22 protein-coding genes are annotated in these 25,092 nt (G+C 50.2%); 14 read left to right on the plus strand and 8 right to left on the minus strand.

Features of this window, described 5'->3' with window-relative positions; all coding sequences use genetic code 11:
• Window positions 1-194 precede the first annotated feature (194 nt).
• Complete coding sequence (locus ACMGDE_RS01255; RefSeq protein ID WP_436830931.1) at window positions 195-1,091, minus strand: helix-turn-helix domain-containing protein; 897 nt, start codon at window positions 1,089-1,091, stop codon at window positions 195-197.
• 247 nt (window positions 1,092-1,338) lie between these two features.
• Between ACMGDE_RS01255 and ACMGDE_RS01260 the strand changes: the two genes are divergently transcribed.
• The 8 genes from ACMGDE_RS01260 (at window position 1,339) to ACMGDE_RS01295 (ending at window position 8,813) form a co-directional block, all read left to right on the plus strand.
• Window positions 1,339-2,391: an alpha/beta hydrolase gene (locus ACMGDE_RS01260; protein WP_436830932.1), complete on the plus strand. Its 1,053-nt coding sequence runs from the start codon at window positions 1,339-1,341 to the stop codon at window positions 2,389-2,391.
• Between the two features lie 94 nt (window positions 2,392-2,485).
• Entirely contained in the window at window positions 2,486-3,502 is a 1,017-nt protein-coding gene (locus tag ACMGDE_RS01265) for an alpha/beta hydrolase (protein WP_436830933.1), read from the plus strand.
• Window positions 3,503-3,521: 19 nt separating this feature from the next.
• Window positions 3,522-3,968 carry a nuclear transport factor 2 family protein gene (locus ACMGDE_RS01270; RefSeq protein ID WP_436830934.1) on the plus strand — a complete coding sequence of 149 codons (447 nt, stop codon included), beginning with the start codon at window positions 3,522-3,524 and terminating at the stop codon, window positions 3,966-3,968.
• A gap of 21 nt (window positions 3,969-3,989) precedes the next feature.
• Entirely contained in the window at window positions 3,990-6,227 is a 2,238-nt protein-coding gene (locus ACMGDE_RS01275; RefSeq protein ID WP_436830935.1) for a carboxylesterase family protein, read from the plus strand.
• Window positions 6,228-6,252: 25 nt separating this feature from the next.
• Window positions 6,253-6,765: a (R)-mandelonitrile lyase gene (locus ACMGDE_RS01280; RefSeq protein ID WP_436830936.1), complete on the plus strand. Its 513-nt coding sequence runs from the start codon at window positions 6,253-6,255 to the stop codon at window positions 6,763-6,765.
• Window positions 6,766-6,776: 11 nt separating this feature from the next.
• Window positions 6,777-7,853: an alpha/beta hydrolase gene (locus tag ACMGDE_RS01285; RefSeq protein WP_436830937.1), complete on the plus strand. Its 1,077-nt coding sequence runs from the start codon at window positions 6,777-6,779 to the stop codon at window positions 7,851-7,853.
• A 1-nt stretch (window position 7,854) separates the two neighbouring features.
• Window positions 7,855-8,043 carry a hypothetical protein gene (locus ACMGDE_RS01290; RefSeq protein WP_436830938.1) on the plus strand — a complete coding sequence of 63 codons (189 nt, stop codon included), beginning with the start codon at window positions 7,855-7,857 and terminating at the stop codon, window positions 8,041-8,043.
• 467 nt (window positions 8,044-8,510) lie between these two features.
• Entirely contained in the window at window positions 8,511-8,813 is a 303-nt protein-coding gene (locus ACMGDE_RS01295; protein WP_436830939.1) for a putative quinol monooxygenase, read from the plus strand.
• 251 nt (window positions 8,814-9,064) lie between these two features.
• Here ACMGDE_RS01295 and ACMGDE_RS01300 read toward each other — a convergent pair whose 3' ends face one another.
• On the minus strand, window positions 9,065-9,529 hold the full coding sequence (locus tag ACMGDE_RS01300; RefSeq protein ID WP_436830940.1) for an SRPBCC family protein: 465 nt from the start codon (window positions 9,527-9,529) through the stop codon (window positions 9,065-9,067).
• 196 nt (window positions 9,530-9,725) lie between these two features.
• On the opposite strand from ACMGDE_RS01300, the gene ACMGDE_RS01305 reads away from it, so the two are divergent.
• The 3 genes from ACMGDE_RS01305 (at window position 9,726) to ACMGDE_RS01315 (ending at window position 14,453) form a co-directional block, all read left to right on the plus strand.
• Complete coding sequence (locus tag ACMGDE_RS01305) at window positions 9,726-12,881, plus strand: S41 family peptidase (RefSeq protein ID WP_436830941.1); 3,156 nt, start codon at window positions 9,726-9,728, stop codon at window positions 12,879-12,881.
• Window positions 12,882-12,970: 89 nt separating this feature from the next.
• Window positions 12,971-13,303 (plus strand): YegP family protein, encoded by a 333-nt coding sequence (locus tag ACMGDE_RS01310; protein WP_436830942.1) that lies wholly within the window; start codon window positions 12,971-12,973, stop codon window positions 13,301-13,303.
• Window positions 13,304-13,382: 79 nt separating this feature from the next.
• Window positions 13,383-14,453 carry a branched-chain amino acid aminotransferase gene (locus tag ACMGDE_RS01315; protein ID WP_436830943.1) on the plus strand — a complete coding sequence of 357 codons (1,071 nt, stop codon included), beginning with the start codon at window positions 13,383-13,385 and terminating at the stop codon, window positions 14,451-14,453.
• Here the strand turns inward: ACMGDE_RS01315 and miaA are convergent.
• The 4 genes from miaA to pdxA form a co-directional block, all read right to left on the minus strand.
• Window positions 14,440-15,354, minus strand: coding sequence for a tRNA (adenosine(37)-N6)-dimethylallyltransferase MiaA (gene miaA, locus ACMGDE_RS01320; protein ID WP_436830944.1), 915 nt, complete (start codon window positions 15,352-15,354; stop codon window positions 14,440-14,442). The genes ACMGDE_RS01315 and miaA overlap by 14 nt on opposite strands.
• Window positions 15,355-15,362: 8 nt before the next feature.
• Window positions 15,363-15,944 carry an IS1096 element passenger TnpR family protein gene (locus tag ACMGDE_RS01325; RefSeq protein WP_436830945.1) on the minus strand — a complete coding sequence of 194 codons (582 nt, stop codon included), beginning with the start codon at window positions 15,942-15,944 and terminating at the stop codon, window positions 15,363-15,365.
• Between the two features lie 89 nt (window positions 15,945-16,033).
• A complete protein-coding gene (locus ACMGDE_RS01330; protein ID WP_436830946.1) occupies window positions 16,034-17,443 on the minus strand; it encodes a CCA tRNA nucleotidyltransferase in 1,410 nt (469 codons plus the stop codon).
• 21 nt (window positions 17,444-17,464) lie between these two features.
• Window positions 17,465-18,520: a 4-hydroxythreonine-4-phosphate dehydrogenase PdxA gene (gene pdxA, locus ACMGDE_RS01335; protein ID WP_436830947.1), complete on the minus strand. Its 1,056-nt coding sequence runs from the start codon at window positions 18,518-18,520 to the stop codon at window positions 17,465-17,467.
• A gap of 171 nt (window positions 18,521-18,691) precedes the next feature.
• Between pdxA and rsmA the strand changes: the two genes are divergently transcribed.
• Together rsmA and ACMGDE_RS01345 are read left to right on the plus strand one after the other, a co-directional pair.
• Window positions 18,692-19,483, plus strand: a complete 792-nt coding sequence (gene rsmA, locus ACMGDE_RS01340) for a 16S rRNA (adenine(1518)-N(6)/adenine(1519)-N(6))-dimethyltransferase RsmA (RefSeq protein WP_436830948.1) — start codon at window positions 18,692-18,694, stop codon at window positions 19,481-19,483.
• Window positions 19,480-20,409, plus strand: a complete 930-nt coding sequence (locus tag ACMGDE_RS01345; protein ID WP_436830949.1) for an NAD(P)-dependent oxidoreductase — start codon at window positions 19,480-19,482, stop codon at window positions 20,407-20,409. The genes rsmA and ACMGDE_RS01345 overlap by 4 nt, the downstream gene beginning before the upstream one ends.
• Window positions 20,410-20,590: 181 nt before the next feature.
• Here the strand turns inward: ACMGDE_RS01345 and ACMGDE_RS01350 are convergent, their stop codons facing one another.
• The gene (locus ACMGDE_RS01350) at window positions 20,591-21,460 is read right to left on the minus strand and encodes a UbiA family prenyltransferase (protein ID WP_436830950.1); all 870 of its coding nucleotides are present in this window, start codon (window positions 21,458-21,460) and stop codon (window positions 20,591-20,593) included.
• Window positions 21,461-21,572: 112 nt separating this feature from the next.
• Between ACMGDE_RS01350 and acs the strand changes: the two genes are divergently transcribed.
• Window positions 21,573-23,492 (plus strand): acetate--CoA ligase, encoded by a 1,920-nt coding sequence (acs, locus tag ACMGDE_RS01355; RefSeq protein WP_436830951.1) that lies wholly within the window; start codon window positions 21,573-21,575, stop codon window positions 23,490-23,492.
• A 98-nt stretch (window positions 23,493-23,590) separates the two neighbouring features.
• On the opposite strand, the gene ACMGDE_RS01360 is transcribed toward acs, so the two are convergent.
• Complete coding sequence (locus ACMGDE_RS01360) at window positions 23,591-25,084, minus strand: S10 family peptidase (protein WP_436830952.1); 1,494 nt, start codon at window positions 25,082-25,084, stop codon at window positions 23,591-23,593.
• Between the last annotated feature and the right edge of the window lie 8 nt (window positions 25,085-25,092).

Consider the following 25,092-nt stretch of genomic DNA (forward strand, 5'->3'; position numbering starts at 1 on the left):
AAATGGCGGACATTCAGAAAAACAGGATCCAAATCAACGGCCTCCTCGTTGCGCGGGTTATGATTTAGCCATCGAAGCGGACGCGCGGGAAACGCCTCCTGCTGGCCCCAAGCAGCCGATGACCCCATGTATTGGGACACAACATTTAGACCAGCATACAACTGCTTTTAGCGAGATATTAAAGCTTCACGCAATCAGTTCAAATTCCTGTACTCATTAGGAGTATAGCCTACACGCTGTTTGAAAAGCCTGCTAAAATGCTGAGGATATTTAAAACCCAACTCGTACGCAATTTCGTTAATTGTCTTACTGCCGTCAAAAATCTTATTCTTTGCAATGTCAATTATCTTGTTCTGGATATATTCCTGTGCCGTTTTCCCTGTTTCCTTTTTTATCAGGTCGCCAAAATAATTAGACGATAAATGAAGTTCATTTGCAAAGTGCGCCACAGCAGGCAAACCGATACTATAGGGTTTTTCGGATTCGAAATAGCTATTCAGTAGATTTTCAAACCTTTCCAACATTCCCTTATTGACATGTTCACGGGTAATAAACTGGCGGTCATAAAACCGCTCACAGTAATTCAGGAACAATTCAATATTGGATGCGATCAACTTTTTACTATGCCTGTCTACCGATTGGCCCAGTTCGTTCGCTATATTGGAAAAACAATCGAAAACAATTCCCCTTTCCTTTTCAGATAGATGCAATGCCTCATTGGTGTTGTAGCTGAAAAAGCTATACTCGTTCAGACTCCTGGCAAGGGGCGAGCCTTTTATCAAGTCCGGATGGAAAACCAGTCCATGTCCCATTGGCTGGTAATAATCCACCTTGTTTTCCACGTCGATCACCTGTCCGGGAGAAATGAATACCAACGTACCTGCCTCGTAGTCGTAATAATTACAACCATACTTTAAATCGCCACAGTGTATCTCCTTAAGAAAAACACAGTACAGCGCAAAGGTCATGCGGGACCCCGTCCTTTCCTTCGCCTTAGAGAAATCAACGATACTGACCAACGGATGCAGCGTTTCATGGTTATTGAATGCATTGTATTGGCTTACTGTATCAAAATGATAGGCCTTTTCCATAGCTCTTGCCTTTTGCTTATACAAAAGTAGGCATAATGATATAAGAATAACCGCCAGTAGCGCTCAATCCGTAATATTGGTAGTAAAACCAGTAATTCATATACCAATTCCCAGTGTATCAAATCGGAACTTTGTTTTGTAATAAACGCCGCATTGGCAAACATCAAAATTTCAGGCGAACGCTGCCCTGCACAATTACAGGCGAGGGTTGGCAAATAGACTAAAAACAAAACTAATTATGCAAAAAATGAATGCTCTGTTATGGTGTGCCATCGTCATCATCATTTCATCGTGTACCACAACAAAAGAAAACAACGATGGCAATCTGGTAATCAAAGAACAGGGAGCCTTCTCGGCGGGTGGCACAGTAATGACGAGCGAAGGTACATTTGACCCCCTCAAACCGTGGTATGAGCCACAAGGCGGGCAGACACGGCACGGTGATCACGCCGATGTGTTCTACCAAATCCCCGTAAATGCAAAAAACCATTCAATGGTGTTCCTGCACGGCTACGGACAATCCAAACGCAGTTGGCAGACCACCGCTGACGGGCGGGAGGGTTTTGCGGACATCTTTTTAAGAAAGGGCTATGGTGTCTATCTCGTTGACCAGCCGGGGCGTGGCGACGCGGGACAGGCCACGAAGCCTGCCCAAATCACCGCAACGCCTGATGACCAAACCTGGTTTACGCAATTCCGTATCGGGCAGTATCCTGACTTCTACGATGGTGTGCAGTTTCCGAAAGACAGTTTATCGCTGGACAGGTTTTTCCGTATGATGACCCCGAACACGGGCAATGTGGATGAAGCAACGATCGTGGATGCAATGTCTGCGGTGTTTGACAAGTCGGGAGACGGTATTTTATTTACGCATTCCGCAGGTGGCTCGCCGGGTTGGAAAACTGCCATTAAAAACGGGCGCGTAAAGGCGGTTGTCGCCTACGAACCGGGCGGATTTGCTTTTCCCGAAGGCGAAGCACCCGAAGGCAACCGTGGCGGGGCAGGCATACCACTTGAGGAATTTAAGAGGCTGACCAAAATCCCTATCGTCGTTTATTTTGGCGACAACATACCGAAAGAGGAAACGAATGCCGCTTCGCTGAACTTTTGGCGCAATGTGCTTGCCACTGCCCGGCAATGGGCGAAGGTGGTAAACGCTCACGGTGGCGATGTATCCATTGTCCACTTACCCGAAATAGGCATAAAAGGCAACACGCACTTTCCCTTTTCCGATCTGAACAATATTGAAATAGCCGACCTATTGTCCGAATGGTTAAGGGAAGAAGGGCTGGATAAGTAATATTGGCAGTAATACCCGTAATCCATATACCGGAAAGCCTGGTTTAGTGGAATAATGTATAATAATGGAAAAGATAAAATTTATAATAGTCGCCATGTTTATGGCAACAGGTGTCATCTCTTCGGCTCAGGACAAATCAAAAAATCTCTTTGGCCTTGTATATGGTGATGCGATCAGAGAAAACGAAAAGGGAAAGGTGAATATCCATCCGGTAACCTACAAACTGAACGGGATCGATATCGCGGCCAATGTTTATACGCCTGCCGGTTACGATGCATCCAAGAAATATCCGGCAGTCGTGGTCGCCCACCCTAACGGTGGTATAAAAGAGCAGACAGCCGGGCTATATGCGCAACGTCTGGCAGAGGCAGGTTATATAACCATTGCTGCGGACGCTGCGTTCCAAGGGGCAAGCGGCGGAGAGCCGCGCCATACGGACAACCCTGCATACCGGACAGAAGATGTCCATGGTATGGCCGACTTCATTGCAAGGTATCCGGGGGTTGATGCAAGCCATTTAGGTGCTTTGGGTATCTGTGGCGGTGGTGGCTATACGTTAAAAGCAGCCCAATCGGATAAGCGGTTTAAAGCCGTCGCAACGTTGAGTATGTTCAATTCCGGTGAGGTAAGACGCAATGGCTTCCAGAACTCACAATTGAACACCATTCAGGAACGCCTGAAACAAGCAACAGAAGCCCGTGCGCAGGAAGCAGCCGAAGGTGAAATTATTTATGCAGGCGTGGCGAGCATAACGGATGAAGAAATCGCGAAAACCCCGACCGACCTTTACCGTGAAGGCTTCGAGTACTATTACAGGACCCACGCACATCCAAATTCCACCTTTCTATATACCATGAGCAGCCTGCTTGACCTGATGACCTGGGATGCCACTACGAATATGGACCTGATCGACCAGCCCCTATTGATGATGGCAGGCAGTAAGGCCGATACGAAATATATGACGGATGAGGCATTCAGCAAGGCTACCAATGCAAAAAATAAGGAACTTTTCCTTATAGACGGGGCCACACATATACAGACCTACTGGAAACCGGAATATGTAAACCAAGCGGTAACCAAATTGGTCGATTTCTTTAGTAAAAACCTTTAATATAAAACCTTTAATGGATATGAAAGCATTAATTTTTGGATTATTCTTAACCGTCATGGGCGCACAATGGGCCCTTGCACAGAACGCTGATGCAGACGGGGAAATCATCAAACTGTCCAGGGAAAAATGGCAGTGGATGGCAGACAAAAACATTGAATTGCTGGATAATCTCTTTGATGAAAAATCCGTGTTTGTCCACATGGGCGGATCGTGGGGGAAACAGCGGGAAATCGACGTTATCAGGGATGGCGGTATCTGGTATAAAAAAGCGGATATACACGAAGTATCCGTGAACATCATCGACAATACGGCCATCCTTCTGAACCGGATTGACCTGTTGGCCATTGTGGGTGGGAATGAAGTAACCAATCCGTTCATGGTGACGGAAGTCTATGTAAAACGGGACGGGGACTGGAAATTAGGCTCGCTATCGTTTACCAGATTGATGACACCGTCAAGCAGATAACAACCATTAAAAACCTATAAAATGAAAAAGCTACTGGCTGGTTTGGCCCTCATTATCAGTTTTGGTCTGCATGCCCGGCAAATGCCTGCTCCCGTTGGGGCACCTACTGTCCGTACAGCCTCCGGAACCGTCCGTGGTGTATCGGATGGCGACGTGGACAGTTTCAAGGGGATTCCTTATGCGACAGCCCCTGTCGGAGAATACCGGTGGCGACCGCCGCAACCTTTCCCAGCGTGGGAGGGGGTACGGGATGCAAGCGAGTTTTGCCCGGATTGCGCGCAGGCAGGCTGGCCGCGTACTGCCGGCACTATCCGCGAAAATACGTCGGAAGATTGCCTGTTCCTCAATATATGGCGACCTGTCGGAACTAAGACGGAAGCAAAGCTTCCGGTCATGGTCTGGATACACGGTGGCGGCTTTGTGGGCGGTGGCGGTTCCCATCGGGAAACGTTCGGGAATCAGTTTGCCAAACAGGGCGTCATCCTGTTAACGTTCAATTACCGTCTCGGTAGGCTCGGCCATTTTGCGTTTCCTGCGCTGAGCAAGGAGCATCCGGAGGAACCTAACGGCAGTTACGCCTACATGGACCAGATTGCGGCCCTCCAATGGGTGCAACAGAACATTGCAGCATTCGGGGGCGACCCCGACAATGTGACCATCTTCGGCGAGTCGGCCGGAGGCGTTTCGGTACATTCATTATTGACCATTCCATCGGCGAAGGGTCTTTTCCACAAGGCTATCATCGAGTCAGGCGGTGGTCGGGACGGTGTTCTTACCGGCAGGCCGATACGTGAGGAAAATGCAGACCCATATTATCCGGTTCCGGCAGAAGCGATCGGGATAAATTTCGCGCGTAAACATGGAATCGAGGGCACGGATGCGGCTGCGTTGGCAAAGCTCCGTTTACTATCCATTGAGGAAATCGTGGACAGCGGACAGGAAAGCGATGGCCCGGATGGTGTGCCGATTTATTCCGGCCCTATCCTCGACGGCAGACTCGTTGTGGAAACGGCCCAAAGCGCGTATGAAGCCGGTAGACAAACACGCGTTCCGCTTATCATCGGCTCCAACAGTGCGGAAGTACCTGCCGGTTTCGTGAATGCCGGTTCCAAAGAAGAGCTGCTGTCATTGTTCGGCACCCTGAAGGATGACGTGACTTCGGCCTACGACCCCGATGGCTCTACCGAATTTGCCGAGATGCTCACGATGGTCAACACGGACAAGGTGTGGGCGGAACCTGCCCGGTTCACCGCGAACGCTTTTACCGCTATCGGTGACCCGGCCTATATCTATCTTTTCTCCTACGTTACCGCTTCGATGCAGGAACAGATGCGGTATGGTGCGGCGCACGGATCCGAAATCCCCTATGTATTTGATAACCTTGGTGACGGAAATGGCGGAGCCCTTGATCCAACCGATCAGCAGGTCGCCAGGACGATGAACACCTACTGGGCAAACTTCGCCAAGACGGGTGATCCCAATGGCGAAGGCTTGCCAACATGGCCCGTTTACGCTCCAAGCACGAACGAACTTATGGAGTTCAAATCCGATGGTTCCGCCCTTGGCATTCCGGATCCAAAGAAAGCACGTCTGGATGTAATGGAGAAATTTTCAATAAAGGCATTGGATTCCGAACAACAAGCCATCATACGTATTTCGGCATTTACGGGCAAAGGCGACCTACCAAAGTTACAGGGCGCATTGAATAGCGGGCTGGAAGCGGGATTGACCGTCAACCAGATCAAGGAAACGCTGATGCATGTATATGCCTACGCTGGATTTCCACGTAGTCTCCGGGGATTGCAGACGTTTATAGCCGTGCTGGATGAACGCAAGGCCAACGGAGTTGAGGATGTGACGGGCGCCGATGCCTCCCCCATCGATGATGATCGCAGCAAGTATGAGCGGGGTAAAGCAATACTGGAGGAATTGACAGGTGTGCCGGAAACGGGATCGAAAACCGGTTATGCCACATTTGCACCTACAATTGAGGTATTCCTAAAAGAACACCTTTTCGCCGATATTTTTGAAAGAGATGTATTGACTTACGCCGAAAGGGAACTCGTAACGGTATCTGTGCTGGCCGGTATCGGGGGGGTGGAACCGATGTTGCAGTCGCACTTGAATATCTGCCTGAATGTCGGTTTAACCCCGGAACAGTTGCAGCAATTCATAGGGGTTATCAGATCGACCATCGGCAAAAAGGAAGCGAAAGCGGCACAGCAGGTGCTGGACGAAGTCCTGAAAAACAGGAAGTAGTACATGTTAAAATAAACAAAGGGTAATGAAAGAAGCATTAAAGAAAACTGTCCAGACCGTTGCAGCGATATGTACAGCGTTCGGGATGGTGTCGTGCAACAACGGCAATAAACAACAGGGCGACACAGACAGTACAGATACGGATATGGTTTTCCCGAAAGGTGAAAACATCACCAATGATAATTTTACGGGGACGGTCTGGCTCAATTACTTGGTCGAAACCGATACGGTCCATAACGTTAACATCGGTTCAGTTACCTTTGAACCGGGCGCAAGAACAAACTGGCACTACCACGAAGGGGGTCAGATACTCCTGGTAACGGAAGGGAGAGGGCAGTACCAGGAAAAAGGCAAGCCAATTGAAATCATTGAAAAAGGTGAAGTGATGAAATGCCCTCCAAATATAGAACATTGGCACGGCGCTACACCGACCGATGCCATGACGCACATTGCCATCGGGACCAATACCGACATTGGGGGAGCAGTGTGGTTGGAGCCTGTGACGGATGAGGAATACAATCGAGTGCCTAATGATTAACTAATAGCAATATGATCAGGATACCCTTTTTTCTGGTATTGGCTCTATCGGCGATTGGTGTAAATGACACCTTCGGGCAGGGCCGAGAAAAGAAAGAACCCTTGGTGATTGCCGAACAGGGGAGTTTTACCGTGGGTGGCACCGTCATTACAAACCCGGGTACTTACGATCCGGTTAAACGTACTCCGGAAGGCCAGACCTTTCATGGTGACCATGCCTATTTGTTCTACCAAATCCCCGTAAATGCAAAAAAGCTACCGTTGGTGTTCTGGCATGGTATCGGCCAGTTCTCCAAAACATGGGAGACTACTCCCGATGGACGGGAAGGTTTCCAGCATATTTTTTTAAGAAGAGGGTTTGGGGTTTATCTGATGGACCAGCCAAGGCGGGGAAACGCAGGTCGTAGTACCGTGGAAGGTATGATCAAACCCGTTCCGGATGAACAGGAATGGTTCGGCACGTTCCGGGTTGGGATATGGCCGGATTATTTCCCCGGGGTGCAATTCTCAAAAGACCCCGAAACGCTCAATCAATATTTCCGTTCCATGACCCCCAACGTCGGCCCGATCGATATAGATGTCAATGTCAGTGCTGTTTCGGCCCTGTTTTCAAAAATCGGTTCGGCAATACTTGTCACGCATTCACATTCCGGCGGCATGGGCTGGCTCACCGCTATCAAAAACCCCGATGTAAAAGCCATCGTATGCTACGAGCCGGGAAGCGGTTTCGTATTTCCGGAGGGAGAAGTTCCCGAACCGATAACAAGTTCGGCAGGTTCACTGGAGGCCGTTGGTATTTCCAAGGAAGAATTTTTGAAACTGACGAAGATTCCAATTGTCATCTACTACGGGGACTTTATACCGACTAAACCTGATCCCAATCCGGGAGCGGATGGCTGGCGTGCGAGGCTTGAAATGGCCAAGCTATGGCGGGATGCGGTAAACCGTAACGGTGGCGATGTCACCGTTGTACACTTACCAGAAATCGGTATTCACGGTAACACGCATTTCCCCTTTTCAGATCTTAACAACATAGAAATAGCGGACCTGATGTCACAATGGTTAACCGACAAGGGCTTGGATAGGTAACGTGAAAATACCAATAGATATTGCTGCAATTATTGCTAAAGTCGGTGAACAGGAACTGACCATTTCCGAAAGAAGAAGATTATCTGACTGGTACCGACGGCTGAACTGTGGACATAATTCGCAATTTTCTGATGATGAAGCCGCTGCAATCGAAGAAAAATCTTTAAAAGGATTCAGGGTTTCATTGTGAACAGCAATGGAAATGGTGATTCAAGGTAAAATTAAATTATCACAATGAAACCTGAGCTTAATTGGAATTCTTGCTATCTCGAGAGGGTCTTTGCATTTAGTATGGCTTCGTAATCGGCCAAAAAGTTCGACATTTGACAATTTGCCTCTATTAAAGTGGAAAAAGGGGCATAATCCAGCCCAAGTTTTGGAATACTTTTTTTCTTTTTTGTTATAATTTGCTGAAAATAAGATATATACAAAAACAGTGAACTTATCCTCGTGGTTCGACACTCATCGGCTTTCTTGCTATAGCTAACCCTTTTAGGGAAGAGTGCCGGATAATTGTTTAATTAGTCTTTCAGCAAATCTGTTAAGCGTTTATCCTACTAATTTATAGTTGGCTATCTGCTTTTTTGAGAATTGCATTTCGAAAGTTTTCTTTAGTTTTATATGCATGAATCGGAATTCTAACTTAATGCGAAAACCATGTATCTACTCCACGGAAAAATGAACGCCCAAGCGGGAAAATCAGACGAACTTGCCGCGATACTGCTGGAAGCCTCGAAACTTGTTTCAACTGCCAAAGGCTGCAGGCTTTATGTTATCGGTCGGGATGAGGATGATAGCCATTCGGTATATGTTACGGAAATCTGGGATAGCAAAGATGACCATGACAATTCCCTAAAAGTCGAAGGCGTGAGGGAGCTGATCGTGAAAGCTATGCCGATTTTGGATGGGCAGCCGACCAAAGGTCAGGAACTCGAGATTTTAGGCGGCACCGGGATATAATCCTACCGGGTAGGTGGTCATGACTTTCTGGTAGATGTTCTCCTCCTCATAGAATATGGAGCGTGGTGGCCGTGCCATGAGCATTTCGTTGTAATCCTTGTAACCCGCATATATGCCTGAACGGCAGCTCCTAAACACGTCGCGGACAGCAAGCAGATGGCAAAGCTACCCGCAGCCGTCAGGACGCCGTCAGGGAGCAGGTACGGACGGGGTTACGCTCGAGGATGCACCACGCATTCAGCACATGCGCGTCATGCTTCGCAGATCTCCTTGAGCTTTTCTAGCGCCTTCGGATACGTCTGCTTGAAATAATCGACCATGCTGTCGTGTACATCGATATCGACGGTTACCTGCGTTGCCCCGTCTTGCTCTTCAAAGGTGTAATTTTCGAACGAACCAACCCAGCCTTCGGTGGCAGGGCCCTCCGTGATTTCCTGATCCCCATCAAGTAGGCCCGTATATTCAATGGAGACGAATTGATTAGGGATGTTTTCATTGATCCGGCCTACCATCCCTTCCTTTTTCCCTTCCTTGCTTATCCCCACAAATAAAATCTTGGCCCCTTTCTCCCAACTCCCTTCCATCCCACCTCCCTCGAAGTCGGATGACGGGTTGAATACCGCCGTCCATTGTTTGAATGTTTCTTTGCCGAGCATTGTGTCATACACCTTTGCCGTCGAGGCATCGATGGTTATACTGAATTGCATTCGTTCCATGATCGTAAAAATTTAATAGTTAAACATTGCCGGCATAACCGGATGAAAATGTCGCTATACAAAGATAACGCTATTGCTGCTCACCTGATATCGGTGTGTTGCGCCATTTAACAGGGGTATATGCGACAAAACCAGTGATTATTGCCACTTCTTTTTTTTATCTTGCCTCCCACTTAATTCTAAATTAGACATATAGATGATCACAGTTCGTTCCTACCTGGCTGCGGCGATGTCGTTCCTCGCCCTTCCCGCCTTTGCACAGCATGCTCCTACCTTTCTTTCTCATCCTGCCCTGAGCCCCGATGGACAGGTATTGGTCTTTGCATACGAAGGTGACTTATGGAAAGTCGCTACTGACGGTGGCCAGGCCCTGCGGCTTACGGCCATGCCGGGCGACGAGGTTGCACCGCGCATTTCACCCGACGGAAAGTGGCTTTCGTTCTCTGCCAATCAATTCGGCAACAACGACGTTTATGTGATGCCGCTGGAAGGTGGTGATATCCGCCAGCTTACCTTCCATGACGCTGCAGACGAGGTAGACAGCTGGAGCTGGGATAGCCAGACCATCTATTTTACGTCCGGCAGGTACAACCGATTCAGCAGCTATTCGGTCAATGTCAATGGGGGCACCGCCAAACGCCTGTTCCCCCATTTCTTCAATACCATCCATGGTGTCGTGGAAGCGCCAAACGGCGAACTGCTGTTCAACGATACGTGGGAAAGCTACTTGGCCGCCAACCGCAAGCGCTACAAGGGAGCATTCAATCCGGACATCCTGTCTTACCATCCGGCTACCCGTGCATTTAAACAGTATACGGACTACGAGGGCAAAGACTTTTGGTCGAGCGTAGACCGGCGGGGCAATATATACTTCGCCTCTGATGAAGCCAACGGTGAATATAACTTATATACGTTTGTAAACGGTCAGAAAACTACCCTCACACGCTTCGCTACATCGATCAAACGCCCGGTTGTATCAGCCAATGGCGAGCGGGTGGTGTTTGAGCGGGACTATCAGCTGTATGTATACGACGTGACCAGCAAGAAGACTGCACAACCGGCCATTACTGTCAACCGCAACCTGGTATTGAGTAAGCAGCAGGAATTTGATGTCAAAGAAAACATCAACTATTTCGACGTATCTCCCGATGGCAAAAAGCTGGCGTTTGTCTCACGCGGCGAGTTGTTCGTCAGCGATGTCGAGGGCAAGTTCATCCGGCAGGTGCCGTCATCCGGTGAGCGCGCCATGGAAGTTAAGTGGCTTGCCGACAATAAGACCTTGCTTTTCAACCAGACCTACGCGGGTTACCTCAACTGGTTTACCGTTGCCGCCGATGGCAATGGCACCGCCAAGCAGCTTACCGCCGACCTGCGCAACAACCGGGATATCGCCCTGAGTCCGGACCGCAAAAAAGCGGTATACCTCAGCGGCCGTGACGAGGTGCGCATCTTCGATCTCCCTTCGCTGAAGAGCACGACCGTGGTGAAAGATGAAGTCTGGGCCTTCCAAAACTCGAAGCCATCCTTTTCGCCCGATGGGGAATACGTGCTCTTCACAGCTTACCGCAATTTTGAGCAGGACATCTTCGTGCACCACCTCGGAAGGAAACAGACCATTAACCTCACCAACACCGGTGTTTCGGAAGCTTCCCCAACATGGTCGCCAGATGGAAAGTATATCTATTTCGCCAGCAACCGTACCAAGCCATCTTACCCCACCGGCATGCGTGACGCCGGCATTTACCGTATGGGGCTCGACAATGTTGACGAACCTTACCGTATGGACAAATTTGATGAACTTTTTGAGGAGAAAAAGGAGGAGAAAAAGGATGACAAAGCGAAAGAAAATGGCAAGCAGGACAGCACCAAAAACGACAGCATCAAACCCATTGTCATCAATACACAGGGGTTGCTCGACCGCATCACGCGCGTCAGTCCGGCTTTCGGCACACAGGCAGGCACATCGCTATTCAAAAAAGGTGAAAAAACCTATGTATTCTATTATTCCAACCATGAGGGCGGAAAAGGCGCCTTATACCGAACCGTGCTCCAACCCTTTGAAGACAACAAAACCGAAAAGGTGGTCGATGGCGGCGCGGGCAACCTCGTCGAGGTAGGCGGGAAATTCTTCGCGCTATCGGGGGGTACGATCCAGAAATACAATATCGATGGCAATAAACTGGAAAAGGTCGACATCGCCTTCAAATTCCGGCGTAATCTCGAAAACGAATTCAAGCAGATGTTCTATGAGGCATGGGCAGGCCTCGAAGAAAATTACTACGACGGCAGTTTTCACGGGGTAGACTGGAAAGGCGTCAAAGAACGCTATGCAGCTTACCTACCCGATCTCAATAGCCGGACCGATCTCCGCATACTCTTGAATGATATGCTGGGTGAACTCAACTCATCGCACCTCGGTTTCAGTTCCGGAGGCTCCGAAGAGCGGAAAAATCTCACCTATACAACCAACGAAACGGGCATCGTCTTTGACAATGACCATCCCTATCGGATTGATCACATCGTGGCGAATAGCAATGCCTCCCGCAAGGATACCGGCATCCAACCTGGAGATGTGTTGATCGCCGTCGATGGACAACGCGTCGATGCTAAGCTAGACCGCGACTATTACTTCACGCGCCCATCGCTGGCGGAGGAAATGGTGCTTACGCTTGATCGGGGTGGAAAAGAAATCACGGCTAAGGTGCGTCCGCAAAGCGCTGCTGCGCTACGCGACCAACTATATGACGAATGGATCAAAGGCAACCGCCGCCGGGTGGATTCCCTCGGGAAAAATCACATCGCCTATTCCTACATGAAAAACATGGGTGGCGATGAACTTGAGCGGTTTCTGCTGGATATGGTGGAGCAGGAAAACAATAAAGATGCAATTATCCTCGACCTCCGCTATAATACGGGTGGCAACGTGCACGACGAGGTGCTGCGCTTCCTGTCTCAACGACCGTATCTGCAGTGGCAATACCGTGGCGGCAAACGTTCGCCGCAGAGTAACTTTGCGCCGTCAGGCAAACCCATCGTGTTGCTGGTAAACGAGCAGTCATTGAGCGACGCGGAGATGACCGCGGCCGGATTCAAGGCGCTGAAGCTGGGGACAATCATCGGTACGGAGACCTACAGGTGGATTATCTTCACCTCGGCAAAAGGTCTCGTGGATGGCTCGATGTACCGGGTACCGGCCTGGGGTTGCTACACGCTGGAGGGTGACGATCTGGAGTTGACCGGTGTATCCCCTGATATCAATGTAACCAATACGTTCGTGGACCGGCTGGAAAACAGTGATCCGCAATTAGAACGTGCCGTACAGGAGCTGTTAAAGGAGCTGGGTGGTATTTAAAATTTAATTGTAATTTAATAGTCAGTTACTTATATTAGCCCATACAAACAACCGTTATCAATTAAATGTACACTAAAAATTATTAAATCATGGGAAAATTTGTCATTTCGAAACGAACAAATGGGGAATTCCAATTCAATTTGAAGGCAGGCAATGGAGAGGTCATTCTCGCAAGCGAGGGCTATGCCGCTAAATCTTCTTGCGAAAAGGGCATCGAATCTGTACGCAAAAATGCAGCAGATGAAAACCGCTATGAGCGGAAAGAATCCAAAAACGGCAAGCATTTCTTCAACTTGAAGGCAAGAAACGGCCAGGTTGTCGGCAGCAGCGAGATGTATGAATCCACCTCTGGCCGCGACAAGGGAATTGAGTCTGTGAAGCGCAACGCTCCCGAAGCTACCATAGACGATCAAACGGAATAACATACCAAGCGGATTGGCGTAAAATCCTTTCGTCCAATCCGCTTTTTTTCCTAACTTGCACACCTAAGAATTTTCAGCTATGAACGAGGCAGCAACAACAGCCATTCGGGTGGAGCAAACGCAACAGTCAAGACTCCCTCAAGTCGATTTTAACAACCTGAAATTTGGTCAACTCTTTTCAGACCACATGCTGGTGGCCGATTATACCGATGGGCATTGGGGAGAGGTGAGCATTATGCCTTATGGCAATCTGTCACTGAGCCCTTCTACTTCCGCGTTGCACTACGGACAGGCTATTTTCGAGGGAATGAAGGCGTATAAGTTTGCCAACGGCACGGTGAGCATGTTCCGCCCGGATAAAAACCTCGAGCGTTTCAATAAATCGGCACTAAGGCTGGAAATGCCCGCAGTACCGGAAGAAATCTTCATCGGCGGACTCAAGACGTTGCTTGATCTCGATCGCCATTGGGTGCCTGATATAACGGGGGCGTCTTTATACATCCGTCCGTTCATGTTTGCCACCGAAGCCGCTTTGGGCGTACACCCCTCCGACTCTTACAAGTTTATCATCATCACCGGACCGGTTGGCAGCTATTACAGCAAGCCGCTTCGCCTGAAGGTCGAAACTCATTTTACCCGTGCTGCCGAAGGCGGTGTCGGCTTTTCCAAGAATGCGGGCAACTATGCCCTTTCGCTCCATCCAACGCGGCTGGCCCAAGAGGAAGGCTTCGATCAACTGATGTGGACCGATGCCAATGAGCATAAATATGTGGAAGAGGCTGGTACTGCCAACCTGCTGTTCCGTGTGGGCGATACCATCATCACACCTTCTGCGGACACCATATTGCACGGCATCACGCGTCGTACCATCATCGAAATTGCCAACCATTGGGGCTATCAAACGGAAGAACGGAAGGTATCCGTGAAGGAGTTGGTCGACGGCATCGAGCAGGGCACGGTTACCGAGGCGTTTGCCGCAGGGACTGCCGCCACACTCACGCCGATCTCGGAAATCGGTCATGAAGGGAAAATCTATACATTGCCCGATCCGGCCAAACAGGAGTTTTCGAATAAGGTGCTCCGATACCTCAACGACTTGCGCTACGGCCGCATCGAAGACGAGTTTGGGTGGAATGTCATCGTGGATTAACACCGGTATGCGCTGCGATTAAGGATAGCATGTCTGCTACGGCTTCCGGGCGCAACCAGTGGGTTTTCGTGTCTTTCCTGAACCAGGTGAGTTGCCGCTTGGCATACCTTCGGGTATTTTGCTTGATTTTATCCACGGCTTGTTGCCAAGTACAGTGGCCATCAAGGTAGTCAAATCCTTCTGCATAGCCGACGGTTTGCAAAGGCGGTTTATCCCGATAGGGCAATAGCGACTTCACTTCCTCCAATAAGCCGGCTTCTACCATGGCATCTACGCGGCTGTTGATGCGTTGATACAGCGTTTCCCGATCGGTATCCAATCCAATCTTGAGTACATCGAAAGGGCGTGTATTTACCGCTTTTTTCCGAAAACGGGAAAACGGCATACCGGCACTCTCATATACTTCAAGGGCACGGATGACGCGTTGGGGGTTCTGGATATCGACTTCCTCGTAATACGATGGGTCGACCTGCTTCAACAGTTGCTGGAGGGGCTCCAGTCCCTGCGTTTCATACAGACCGTTCAACCGATCGCGCACGCCGGGCAGTGGCTTCGGCAGCTCGTCTAACCCGCGGCACACGGCATCGACAAACAACCCCGATCCTCCCGCCATGATGACAAGATCATGCTGCGCGAATAACTTTGCCAGCAGTGCCAATGCATCGCGCTCAAAATCTCCGGCAGAATAATCATCCGTAATCGTGTGGGAATCGATGAAATAATGGGTTGCAGCCGCCAGTTCCTGTTTCGACGGCTTGGCTGTGCCGATGGTCATCTCCCGGTAAAACTGCCGGGAATCAGCCGAGAGAATGACCGTGTGGAACCGTTGCGCCAGTTGAATCGCTACCGCCGTCTTACCGATGCCCGTAGGACCAACAACGCAGACCAATGTCTTTGCCACGAGCTCAACTAAAAATCTTCTTCTAACCGGCCGTTGCCTTCGTCCTTGCTCTCCTCAGGTTGTTCTTCCTCGTCCAACAAATCGAAATCTTCCTCTTCATTGATGCCGTATTCGGTCTCCTGAAGAAAATCATAGTCTTCCTCCTTCTTAGCGACCGTCTCGGCAGGCACCACCGTTGAGCCGGGCAGCTTCGGTGCCTGTCCCACGCTTTTGAACAATGCAGGATATACCTTGCCCTCCTCTTCCTTCAAGATCTTGATCAGTTGCACATGGAAATCGAACGGATGGTCGAAGTCATAGACATAATAGAATTTCTGGTGCGGATCATCGACAAACTTATTCAACTTAGCCTCTTCCATTAATGCCACGCCACGCTCCCTCTTTCGTTCATCCGGCAGGTAAGCGATCTCACTCCCCTTCTTCCAAAAATCATTGCTCACATAAAACGATGACGGCACCTCAGGATTGTACCCCGTAGCCACATGCAGGGCCTTGTGCAAATCCCAAAATGTTTGTTTGGGCAACACATCGATTTCCCGAATCACATCGTCATAATCCTCGAACGAAATCCTAAAACGGTAAATAGCCATGGCACTCCTTTTATTGTTGTTGACGTTAATTTTATGCGAATATCCGAAAATAAATACGAAGTTCGAAGTACATACCTCAATTCATACTGCTAACGGCGTGCCGCTTTAAGCCCCATTTCCGTTCCTCTTTTGAGCATAAACCGGTAGGCCTCCTCTCTCGTATTCGGGATTTCACCTTCCAATATGGCCTCACGGATCGCATTTTTAATGACACCGACCGCTCTCCCCGGTTTGAGATCAAAAGCGGCCATGATGTCTTCACCCGTCACCGGGGGTTGCCAGTTCCGGATTTGATCCCGTTCTTCTACATCTTTGAGTTTTTGTTTGACTAACTCAAAGTTTTGCCGGTATTTCTTCCGTTTGTATTCGTTTTTGGTGGTCACATCGGCATGGCAGAGCATCATCAGGCTGTCGATATCGTCTCCGGCTTCAAAGAGCAATCGCCTTACCGCAGAATCGGTCACGATGTCCTGTGCCAACACAATGGGCCGCAGGTGCAGCAACACCAGCTTTTGCACAAACTTCATTTTCTCATTAAGGGGCAACTTCAGCTCGGCGAACAATTTGGGCACCATCCTAGCGCCTTTATCTTCATGGCCATGGAAGGTCCAGCCATGCTGCTTATCAAAGCGCTTGGTCGCAGGTTTGGCAATGTCGTGCATGATCGCCGCCCAGCGGAGCCAAAGATCATCGCTCTGTTCGGCCACATTGTCCAATACCTCCAGTGTATGGTAAAAATTATCCTTATGCCCCTTCCCTTCGATCACGTCGACACCATGGAGATGCGTCATTGCCGGGAAAATCAGGTGCAGCAGCCCCGTATCAAATAAATAGTTGAAACCGACGGAAGGCTTATCCGCCAGCACAATCTTATTCAATTCATCGATGATCCGTTCCCTGGAGATGATCTGTATCCGCTCGCGGTTGGCACTTATTGCCTTGATAGCCGGCACATCGATCTTGAAATGCAGCTGCGTCGCAAACCGAATGGCCCGCATCATGCGCAGCGGATCGTCGGAAAAGGTTTCCGCCGGATTCAGCGGCGTACGGATAATCCGGTGCCGGATATCACCAAGCCCATTGAACGGATCGAGCAGCCGACCGAAATCACGTTTATTGAGCGACAGGGCCATGGCATTGATCGTAAAATCCCGTCGGTTTTGGTCATCTTCCAAACTACCATCTTCCACGATGGGTTTGCGCGAGTCCGTCCGGTAAGATTCCTTGCGAGCGCCGACGAATTCGATCTGAAGCGAGTCGTGCACCAGCATGGCGGTGCCGAAGTTCTTGAAAACGGATACATTGGCCCCTACCCGCGCGCCGACGCGCGTGGCGAAATCGATGCCGCTCCCGATCACGACGATGTCGACGTCATTTTTGAAGTCGCGCCCCATGATCCGATCCCGCACATAGCCGCCCACCACGTAGCAGTCCACCTGGGCTTCCCCGGCGACATCGCATAACAACTCAAATATAGGGTGTTGCAAAAATTCGTTCATGGTTTCCGGCATCGCCCAAAATTAATCCCTATCCCGAGCCAAGCGTTTGGTGACCAACGGATTTGACGATAACACTTCGTGCTCCTGACGGCGCGCTACGATGTGAATGGCCGCAAATATCGCCTCGCGGAAAGACGCCTCCGATGCCACATTTTTCCCTGCGATGTCGTAGCCGGTACCATGGTCTGGAGAGGTACGCACCACTGGCAGGCCCGCTGTGTAGTTGACGCCGCTACGCGAAGCGATATGCTTAAAGGGGATTAGTCCTTGATCATGATACATGGCCAGCACGGCATCAAACTTCGTATAGGTGTCTGAGGCGAAGAAACCATCCGCCGGATAGGGTCCAAAACAAAAAATACCGGCCGCTTTAGCCTGTTCAATGGCCGGAATGACGATCTCCTGCTCCTCCGTGCCGATAAGCCCATTGTCGCCGGCGTGCGGATTCAATCCCAATACGGCGATTTTCGGCTTTTGGATCCAGAAATCCTTTTTTAGGCTCGCGTTCATTAACGCCAATTTGGATACAATGGCTTCGGTCGTGAGTTTGGGTGCAACATCCTTCACCGGAATGTGTCCGGTGACCACCCCTATCCGCAGTTCATCGCTGATCATAAACATCAGCACGTCGCCGCTTGCCGTCCTCGACTGCAAGTACTCGGTATGCCCTGGAAAATCAAATCCTTCCTGTTGGATATTATGTTTATTGATCGGTGCGGTCACCAGCGCGTCGATCTTGCCTGCTACCAAATCGTCTACCGCGTGTTTCAATGATAGAAAGGCATACTTGCCCCCGATTTCATTTTCTTCGCCCAAGGTGATCTTCACGTCCTCCTGCCAGCTATTGATCATGTTGGGGCGTTTGCTGTGTGCCTGATCCGCCGTGTTGACCACATTAAAACTAAAATCATTGATGCCCAAGGCCTTGCGATGGAATGAAGCAACCTTGGTATTTCCATAAACGATGGGTGTGAAATATTCGAGTATCCGGTTATCCAGCAATGTCTTGATGATCACTTCTAAACCAATACCGTTTACGTCACCGATGGAAATTCCTATTTTCAGTTTATCGCTCATGTCTGCCTTCTTTATGCTTCGGCAACCAAAAGTATGAATTTTAGCGGATGCACTCAAAACAATTTGCGCAGCAGCCCCATCACTGCGCAATTTCTTTCCTGCCCAAAACCTCATCCACATCCCTTTACAAAGCAACAAAAAAACTATCTTTGCCCAAAATCTACGTCATCGATGAGCAGTGTCCGCGCCAAAAAACACCTTGGCCAGCATTTTCTTACAGATAAACATACCGCCGCCAAAATCGTCGACGCATTGCGTCCGCAATTGGGTTACGATACCGTATTGGAGGTCGGTCCGGGTATGGGCATTCTTTCGGATTACCTGCTGCGGACAGACAGCTACCAAACCTGGCTCATCGACGTCGACGATGAATCGATTCAGTTTCTGCGGCGGCAGTATCCGCAGGTAGGCCATCAGCTCATCCACGGCGATTTTCTGCAGTTGGATTTTTCCGCACATTTCAGCGGTAAACTGGCCATCATCGGCAATTTCCCCTACAACATCTCTTCCCAGATCCTATTCAAAATACTCGATGAACGCCATCGCGTGGTCGAAGTCGTGGGCATGTTTCAAAAAGAGGTGGCCGAGCGCTGCGCTGCGCAGCCGGGCAGCAAGGCATATGGCATTCTGAGCGTATTCATTCAGGCCTATTACCGCGTCGAATACCTGTTTACGGTAAAAGCCGGGGCCTTCAATCCACCGCCAAAAGTACTTTCAGGCGTCATCCGGCTCACCCGCAATGCCACCGAAATACTCGCCTGTGACGAAACATTGTTTTGGCGCGTGGTGAAAGCGGCCTTCAACCAACGGCGCAAGACCCTGCGGAATGCACTGGCCTCAGTAGTGCCCAAGGACAAATTAGGTGACAATCCCGTTTATGATCTTCGCGCGGAGCGGCTATCTGTGGCCGATTTCATTCAGCTGACCAACGATATCGCTCAAAAAATACAAGGAAACTCATGACCAAATTGCTCATCGTGGATGATATCCATCCCATCTTCATGGAGAAACTCCAGGCAAATCGCATCCCTTTTGACTACCAACCCGCTATCGGAAAAGAAGAAACACTGGGCATCATCTCCCAATACACCGGGCTGGTCATCCGATCCAAGTTTAGGGTCGATGCACCATTCCTGGATGCTGCTCCGGGCCTGAGATTCATCGCCCGCGGCGGTGCAGGCATGGACAATATCGACGAAGCTTATGCGCTGGAAAAAGGGATCACGCTGCTCAACGCGCCGGAGGGCAATCGCGACGCCGTCGGCGAGCACTTAATAGGCATGTTGTTATCGTTGATGAATAACCTCAATCGTGCCAACCTTGAAGTCAAAAACGGGCTTTGGTTGCGGGAGAAAAACCGCGGACTGGAATTGGGTGGGCGCACAGTTGCCCTTATCGGCTATGGCAACAATGGGCAGGCCATGGCCCGCAAACTATCGGGTTTCGGTGTCAGCGTCATTGCCTATGACAAATATAAAACAGGCTTCAGCGATGTATACGCCACCGAAGTGAGCATGGAAGAAGTCGTGCGGCGGGCCGATGTGCTGAGCCTCCACATCCCCCTCACCCATGAAACACGTGGCCTGATCGATGATGAGTACCTCTTCCATTTCCGTAAGCCGATTTTCTTTCTCAACGGAGCCCGCGGCGAAATTGTCAACATCCCTGCCGTGCTGAAGGCCTTGGATGAAGGCCGTGTCCTAGGAGCCGCTTTTGATGTCCTCCCGGTCGAGAAATTCCCCGACCTGGCCAAACAGCCTTGGTTTGCACCCTTGATCACCCACGAAAAGATTATGCTGAGCCCGCACGTGGCCGGATGGAGTGTGGAGAGTTATTTTAAAATCGCCGATGTGTTGGTGGATAAAGTGGTTGGTTTTCTGCGTAGTTAAAATAGAATTGTCTTCTGGATACCCAACGCAACTGGAACACTCGCTTCGCTCATGCCCCAAGGTTGCTTTTGGGCATCCAGAAGACTTGGTATGCACTGCGCCTTACCAGTCCTTACTGATTCCTTATCCCTCGCTTATACCTGGCTTACTCCTAGTACCATTGATGCACGACGAAAGTATTTTATCCTGCTCCCCATACCACCAAAAACTGCACTACGAGTGTGCCATCCAGTACCAGAAAATAGTAATACTCGTTTTTCTTCATCGGTGAGAATACAATAATGAGTAGGCACAACAGCGATACGAGACACAACACTAAGCGGATCGTCAGCACATAAGGGCTCAGCCACACCCAACCGATATGCAGCACCAACAGCAAGCTTGATAATGCGAGTGCCTTGCGCTCACCCACCAATACCGGGATGGTCTTCAGGCCATAATACCTGTCTTGGTAAATGTCGCGGATATCAAACGGAATCGTGATGGCCACCACAAACAGAAATACCCATCCCATCAACATCAATACTTGCGGCCAAAATATGGCGAAACCATCATGATACACCTCGGCCACCGGAAGCAACACACTGCTCATGGCCCATATCGCTCCGATATAAAACAATTTGAGTCCTGTGACCTGCCGTAGCCCAGCCCAGTGCCGTTCGCCTTTGATCCGAATAAACGGCACATTATACGCCAGGCCCATGGCGCCCATCACACCTAACAATGCAAACGACGGGAGGTGGAGCCGTAGCCCGAAAACGAGGCAAACGACCAGTGCCACACCTGTCCACCCCCAAAGCGATCGCTCATGCTGGAATATCCAACGCACCCGCCGGTAGGGGGACGTCTCCGGGTGCCGGGGCCTGGCCAAGATCATGCTGAAATTATACAGGGCCAGCGTGGCACAACCGAGGATCGCCAGCACCGAGTAATTGACCGGCAAGGACAGCAGGGAGTATGTCAGCCTGCCTTGGGCCACTGCGCAGCCAGCAATGAACACATTGCTGAATAACAGCATGTCCAATCCCTCTCTGATGTAATTACGCGCCATTTGGCAGAAAATTCTCTTTTTTACAAAAAGTATGTAAATTAGCCAGCTATAAAAACCAACGGTAGGCCAACGTGTTGTCCGACAAAATAACGCATAAAAACATAAACTAAATATGGATTTACAAATCAAATCATTTGACGAGTATCAGCAGGTTTATCAGCACAGTATCGACAAGCCCGAGGAATTTTGGGCTGGAATAGCCGAACATTTCTATTGGCGGCGCAAATGGAATAAGGTGCTGGACTGGAACTTCAGAGAACCCGAAATCAAATGGTTTGACGGCGCAAGGCTCAACATTACTGAAAACTGCCTCGACCGCCATATCTATACGTTGGGAGATAAGCCCGCCATCATATGGGAGCCCAACGACCCTAACGAGGCGCATCGCGTGCTCACGTATAAACAATTGCTGGACAAAGTAGAGCAGTTTTCCAATGTGCTCAAAAACAACGGTGTCCGCAAGGGCGACCGGGTCTGTATTTACCTACCCATGGTGCCCGAGCTGGTCATCGCGGTGCTTGCCTGTGCCCGTATCGGGGCCGTCCATTCCGTCGTGTTCGGTGGCTTTTCGGCCCAATCCATTGCGGACCGTATCAACGATGCGGACTGCCGCTTGGTCATTACATCGGACGGCGGATACCGCGGCACCAAGCATATTGAACTGAAGAGCATCGTAGACGATGCATTGGTGCAGTGCCCATCCGTTGAACGCGTCGTCGTGCTCACCCGTACCCGCACACCGGTATCGATGATCAAAGGCCGCGATGTGTGGTGGGAAGATGAGATCAAGAAAGTGGAAACCCAGGGCAACCCATCCTGCCCTGCCGAAGAGATGGACGCCGAAGACATGCTGTTCATTCTGTACACGTCTGGCTCCACGGGCAAACCCAAGGGGGTCGTCCATACCTGCGGCGGCTACATGGTGTATACCGGATACACCTTTTCCAATGCCTTCCAATACCAGCCTGGCGAGGTCTACTTTTGCACCGCTGATATCGGCTGGATCACGGGGCATTCGTATATTGTCTACGGACCGCTATCGCAGGGTGCCACATCGTTGATGTTTGAAGGGGTGCCTAATTGGCCCGATGCCGGCCGCTTATGGGACATTGTCGATAAGCACAAGGTCAATATTGTATATACCGCCCCCACGGCCATCCGTTCATTGATGGCTGCGGGCGACGAATACGTAGAAGGCAAAGACCTGAGCAGCATCACGAAGCTGGGATCGGTCGGTGAGCCCATCAACGAAGAAGCCTGGCATTGGTTTGATGAGAAAATAGGTCACGGAAAAGCGCCCATCGTTGACACCTGGTGGCAAACCGAAACCGGCGGCTTCCTTATTTCGCCTATTGCCGGCGTGACACCCACCGTACCGGGATATGCCATGTTGCCCCTTCCGGGCGTGCAACCTATTTTGGTGGATGAAAACGGCAAGGAAATCCAAGGGAATGACGTCAGCGGCAACCTGTGCATCAAATTCCCGTGGCCGGGGATGCTTCGCACGACGTATGGCGACCATGAGCGCTGCCGCCAAACGTATTTTTCGGCTTATGAAAACCTGTATTTCACCGGAGATGGTTGCCTGCGCGACAAAAATGGCTATTACCGGATCACCGGGCGCGTGGATGATGTATTAAACGTTTCCGGTCACCGTATCGGCACCGCCGAGGTAGAAAATGCCATCAACATGCATAGCGATGTAGTAGAGTCGGCCGTGGTCGGCTATCCACATGCCGTCAAAGGCCAGGGCATATACGCCTTCGTCATTGCCAGCCAGCACCATACCGATGAAGAACTTACCCGATTGGATATCAACAAAACCGTGAGCCGCATCATCGGTGCCATCGCCAAGCCGGACAAGATCCAGTTTGTGAGCGGACTGCCGAAAACCCGCTCGGGCAAAATCATGCGCCGCATCCTGCGGAAAATCGCCGAAGGTGACACCGCTAACCTGGGGGATACCACGACGCTGCTGGATCCGGGAGTGGTGGAAGAAATCAAAGCCGGGGCAGAGAAGATGCGGGGATAAGCATGAGCCGATAAAAACTCCACCAAGGTCAGAATACTGTCTGCTGCTACAGTACACCGACCAAGGTGGGGTGATCGTAGGACGCTAGAAAATCGGCTTCATGGCGCTATTGTATATTTAGCGGGTACCCCTTCGCCGGGCAAGGTTTTAGCAATAAACGTCCGCAAGTCTTCGTTGGCAGTCTCTAAGTCCTGTTTTCTCAGATACATCATATGGCCGCTGCGATACCCCATGAAATCGGTCCGGTCCAGCAATTTGCCCGAGGGATCCATTTGCCACAAGTTGTATTTTGCATTGAAATAATCGCATGCGCCGTCATAGTACCCCGATTGCACCAAGACATGCAGGTACGGATTCTGTGCCATGGCTTGGCGAAGGTTCAACCCGGTATTGTCATCACTCCTATCCCACGGATGTACGGGTCCGAACAAGTTGTATTTGACGTCCGTTTGATAGTTCAGTTCATTTTTGAAATAATAATTGATGGCAGGCGTAAACGAATGCAGCCAAGACGTCAATTCCGCAGCATAATCCGGCCGTTCGCCCCCATCTTTAAAGTCGATGCCTAGATACCGTGAGTCCAGTCGGCCGACGGTATATCCACTATCGCGAAGCAGTTCCTTCCAGAAAAAAGAAGTCGTGATGTCTAGATTGTGCTGAAGAATCACTGCTTCCGAGAGACCGGAATAATGGGCCATTTTTGCGGCGACCTGACGTTTTTCCTCGTCACTTAAACTTCCGCCTTTGGCAATGGCTGGCAATAGCTCATTCATCGTGAAGGCTTCCACTTCGGGCAGCATGTCTGTCAAATCCTGTTGCTGTAAATCTGTTGGCAGCGCGTTGTGAAACCATGCCGTAGCCGCGTAATAAGGCCATCGCAATGCCTTGTCTACCGGACCTCCCCGCTCGAGGCCCAAGTCGGTCGGCGAGACCAGCACCACACCGTTTAAATACATCCATTGCGCGTTCTGTAATTCCAGTGCCAATCCAGAAACCCGTGTAGTACCATAGCTTTCGCCAATCAGGTATTTCGGAGAAGGCCATCGGTTTTCGCGGCCGACGAATGTGTTCAACCACTCAGCAAGATATTTAATATCGGCATTGGTTCCGAAAAACAATGACCTGTCTGCTTTGGGATCCAATATGCGGGAGTACCCCGTATTGACAGGGTCTACGTAGACGATGTCGGCCACATCTAAGATAGAATAGGGATTTTCCTTGATTCCGTAGGGTTGAACAGGATATCCCTCATCATCGATCTTCAGCAGTCGCGGACCCGTATAGGCGATATGCATCCATACGGACCCTGATCCGGGTCCTCCGTTGAACGAGATAACCAGTGGCCGCTTATCGCGCTCTTTGATGCCATCCCGTTCATAATAGGTATAGTGGATCGTGGCAATGGGCTCCCCATTTTCATCCCAAACGGGTTGCGTACCGGCTTTTGCCGTGTAGGCAAACCGGACCCCCTTAACGGTAACCTCGTGTTTGGTTACAATAGTCGTATCCGCCCATTGTTTTCGCTGGCCGTAGCCAAGAGTAATCCAACATACCAGCAATATTGCAGATAATATCTTTTTTATATTTTTCATATCGAAGT

The organism is Parapedobacter brassicae, from assembly GCF_051400755.1.
Classification (GTDB): Bacteria; Bacteroidota; Bacteroidia; order Sphingobacteriales; family Sphingobacteriaceae; genus Parapedobacter.

Bases quoted from the DNA above. Each gene is read 5' to 3' on its own strand.
- ACMGDE_RS01255 (WP_436830931.1), bottom strand. From the start codon at position 1,091: ATGGAAAAGGCCTATCATTTTGATACAGTAAGCCAATACAATGCATTC.
- ACMGDE_RS01260 (WP_436830932.1), top strand. From the start codon at position 1,339: ATGAATGCTCTGTTATGGTGTGCCATCGTCATCATCATTTCATCGTGT.
- ACMGDE_RS01265 (WP_436830933.1), top strand. From the start codon at position 2,486: ATGTTTATGGCAACAGGTGTCATCTCTTCGGCTCAGGACAAATCAAAA.
- ACMGDE_RS01270 (WP_436830934.1), top strand. From the start codon at position 3,522: ATGAAAGCATTAATTTTTGGATTATTCTTAACCGTCATGGGCGCACAA.
- ACMGDE_RS01275 (WP_436830935.1), top strand. From the start codon at position 3,990: ATGAAAAAGCTACTGGCTGGTTTGGCCCTCATTATCAGTTTTGGTCTG.
- ACMGDE_RS01280 (WP_436830936.1), top strand. From the start codon at position 6,253: ATGAAAGAAGCATTAAAGAAAACTGTCCAGACCGTTGCAGCGATATGT.
- ACMGDE_RS01285 (WP_436830937.1), top strand. From the start codon at position 6,777: ATGATCAGGATACCCTTTTTTCTGGTATTGGCTCTATCGGCGATTGGT.
- ACMGDE_RS01295 (WP_436830939.1), top strand. From the start codon at position 8,511: ATGTATCTACTCCACGGAAAAATGAACGCCCAAGCGGGAAAATCAGAC.
- ACMGDE_RS01300 (WP_436830940.1), bottom strand. From the start codon at position 9,529: ATGGAACGAATGCAATTCAGTATAACCATCGATGCCTCGACGGCAAAG.
- ACMGDE_RS01305 (WP_436830941.1), top strand. From the start codon at position 9,726: ATGATCACAGTTCGTTCCTACCTGGCTGCGGCGATGTCGTTCCTCGCC.
- ACMGDE_RS01310 (WP_436830942.1), top strand. From the start codon at position 12,971: ATGGGAAAATTTGTCATTTCGAAACGAACAAATGGGGAATTCCAATTC.
- ACMGDE_RS01315 (WP_436830943.1), top strand. From the start codon at position 13,383: ATGAACGAGGCAGCAACAACAGCCATTCGGGTGGAGCAAACGCAACAG.
- ACMGDE_RS01325 (WP_436830945.1), bottom strand. From the start codon at position 15,944: ATGGCTATTTACCGTTTTAGGATTTCGTTCGAGGATTATGACGATGTG.
- ACMGDE_RS01330 (WP_436830946.1), bottom strand. From the start codon at position 17,443: ATGAACGAATTTTTGCAACACCCTATATTTGAGTTGTTATGCGATGTC.
- pdxA (WP_436830947.1), bottom strand. From the start codon at position 18,520: ATGAGCGATAAACTGAAAATAGGAATTTCCATCGGTGACGTAAACGGT.
- rsmA (WP_436830948.1), top strand. From the start codon at position 18,692: ATGAGCAGTGTCCGCGCCAAAAAACACCTTGGCCAGCATTTTCTTACA.
- ACMGDE_RS01345 (WP_436830949.1), top strand. From the start codon at position 19,480: ATGACCAAATTGCTCATCGTGGATGATATCCATCCCATCTTCATGGAG.
- ACMGDE_RS01350 (WP_436830950.1), bottom strand. From the start codon at position 21,460: ATGGCGCGTAATTACATCAGAGAGGGATTGGACATGCTGTTATTCAGC.
- acs (WP_436830951.1), top strand. From the start codon at position 21,573: ATGGATTTACAAATCAAATCATTTGACGAGTATCAGCAGGTTTATCAG.
- ACMGDE_RS01360 (WP_436830952.1), bottom strand. From the start codon at position 25,084: ATGAAAAATATAAAAAAGATATTATCTGCAATATTGCTGGTATGTTGG.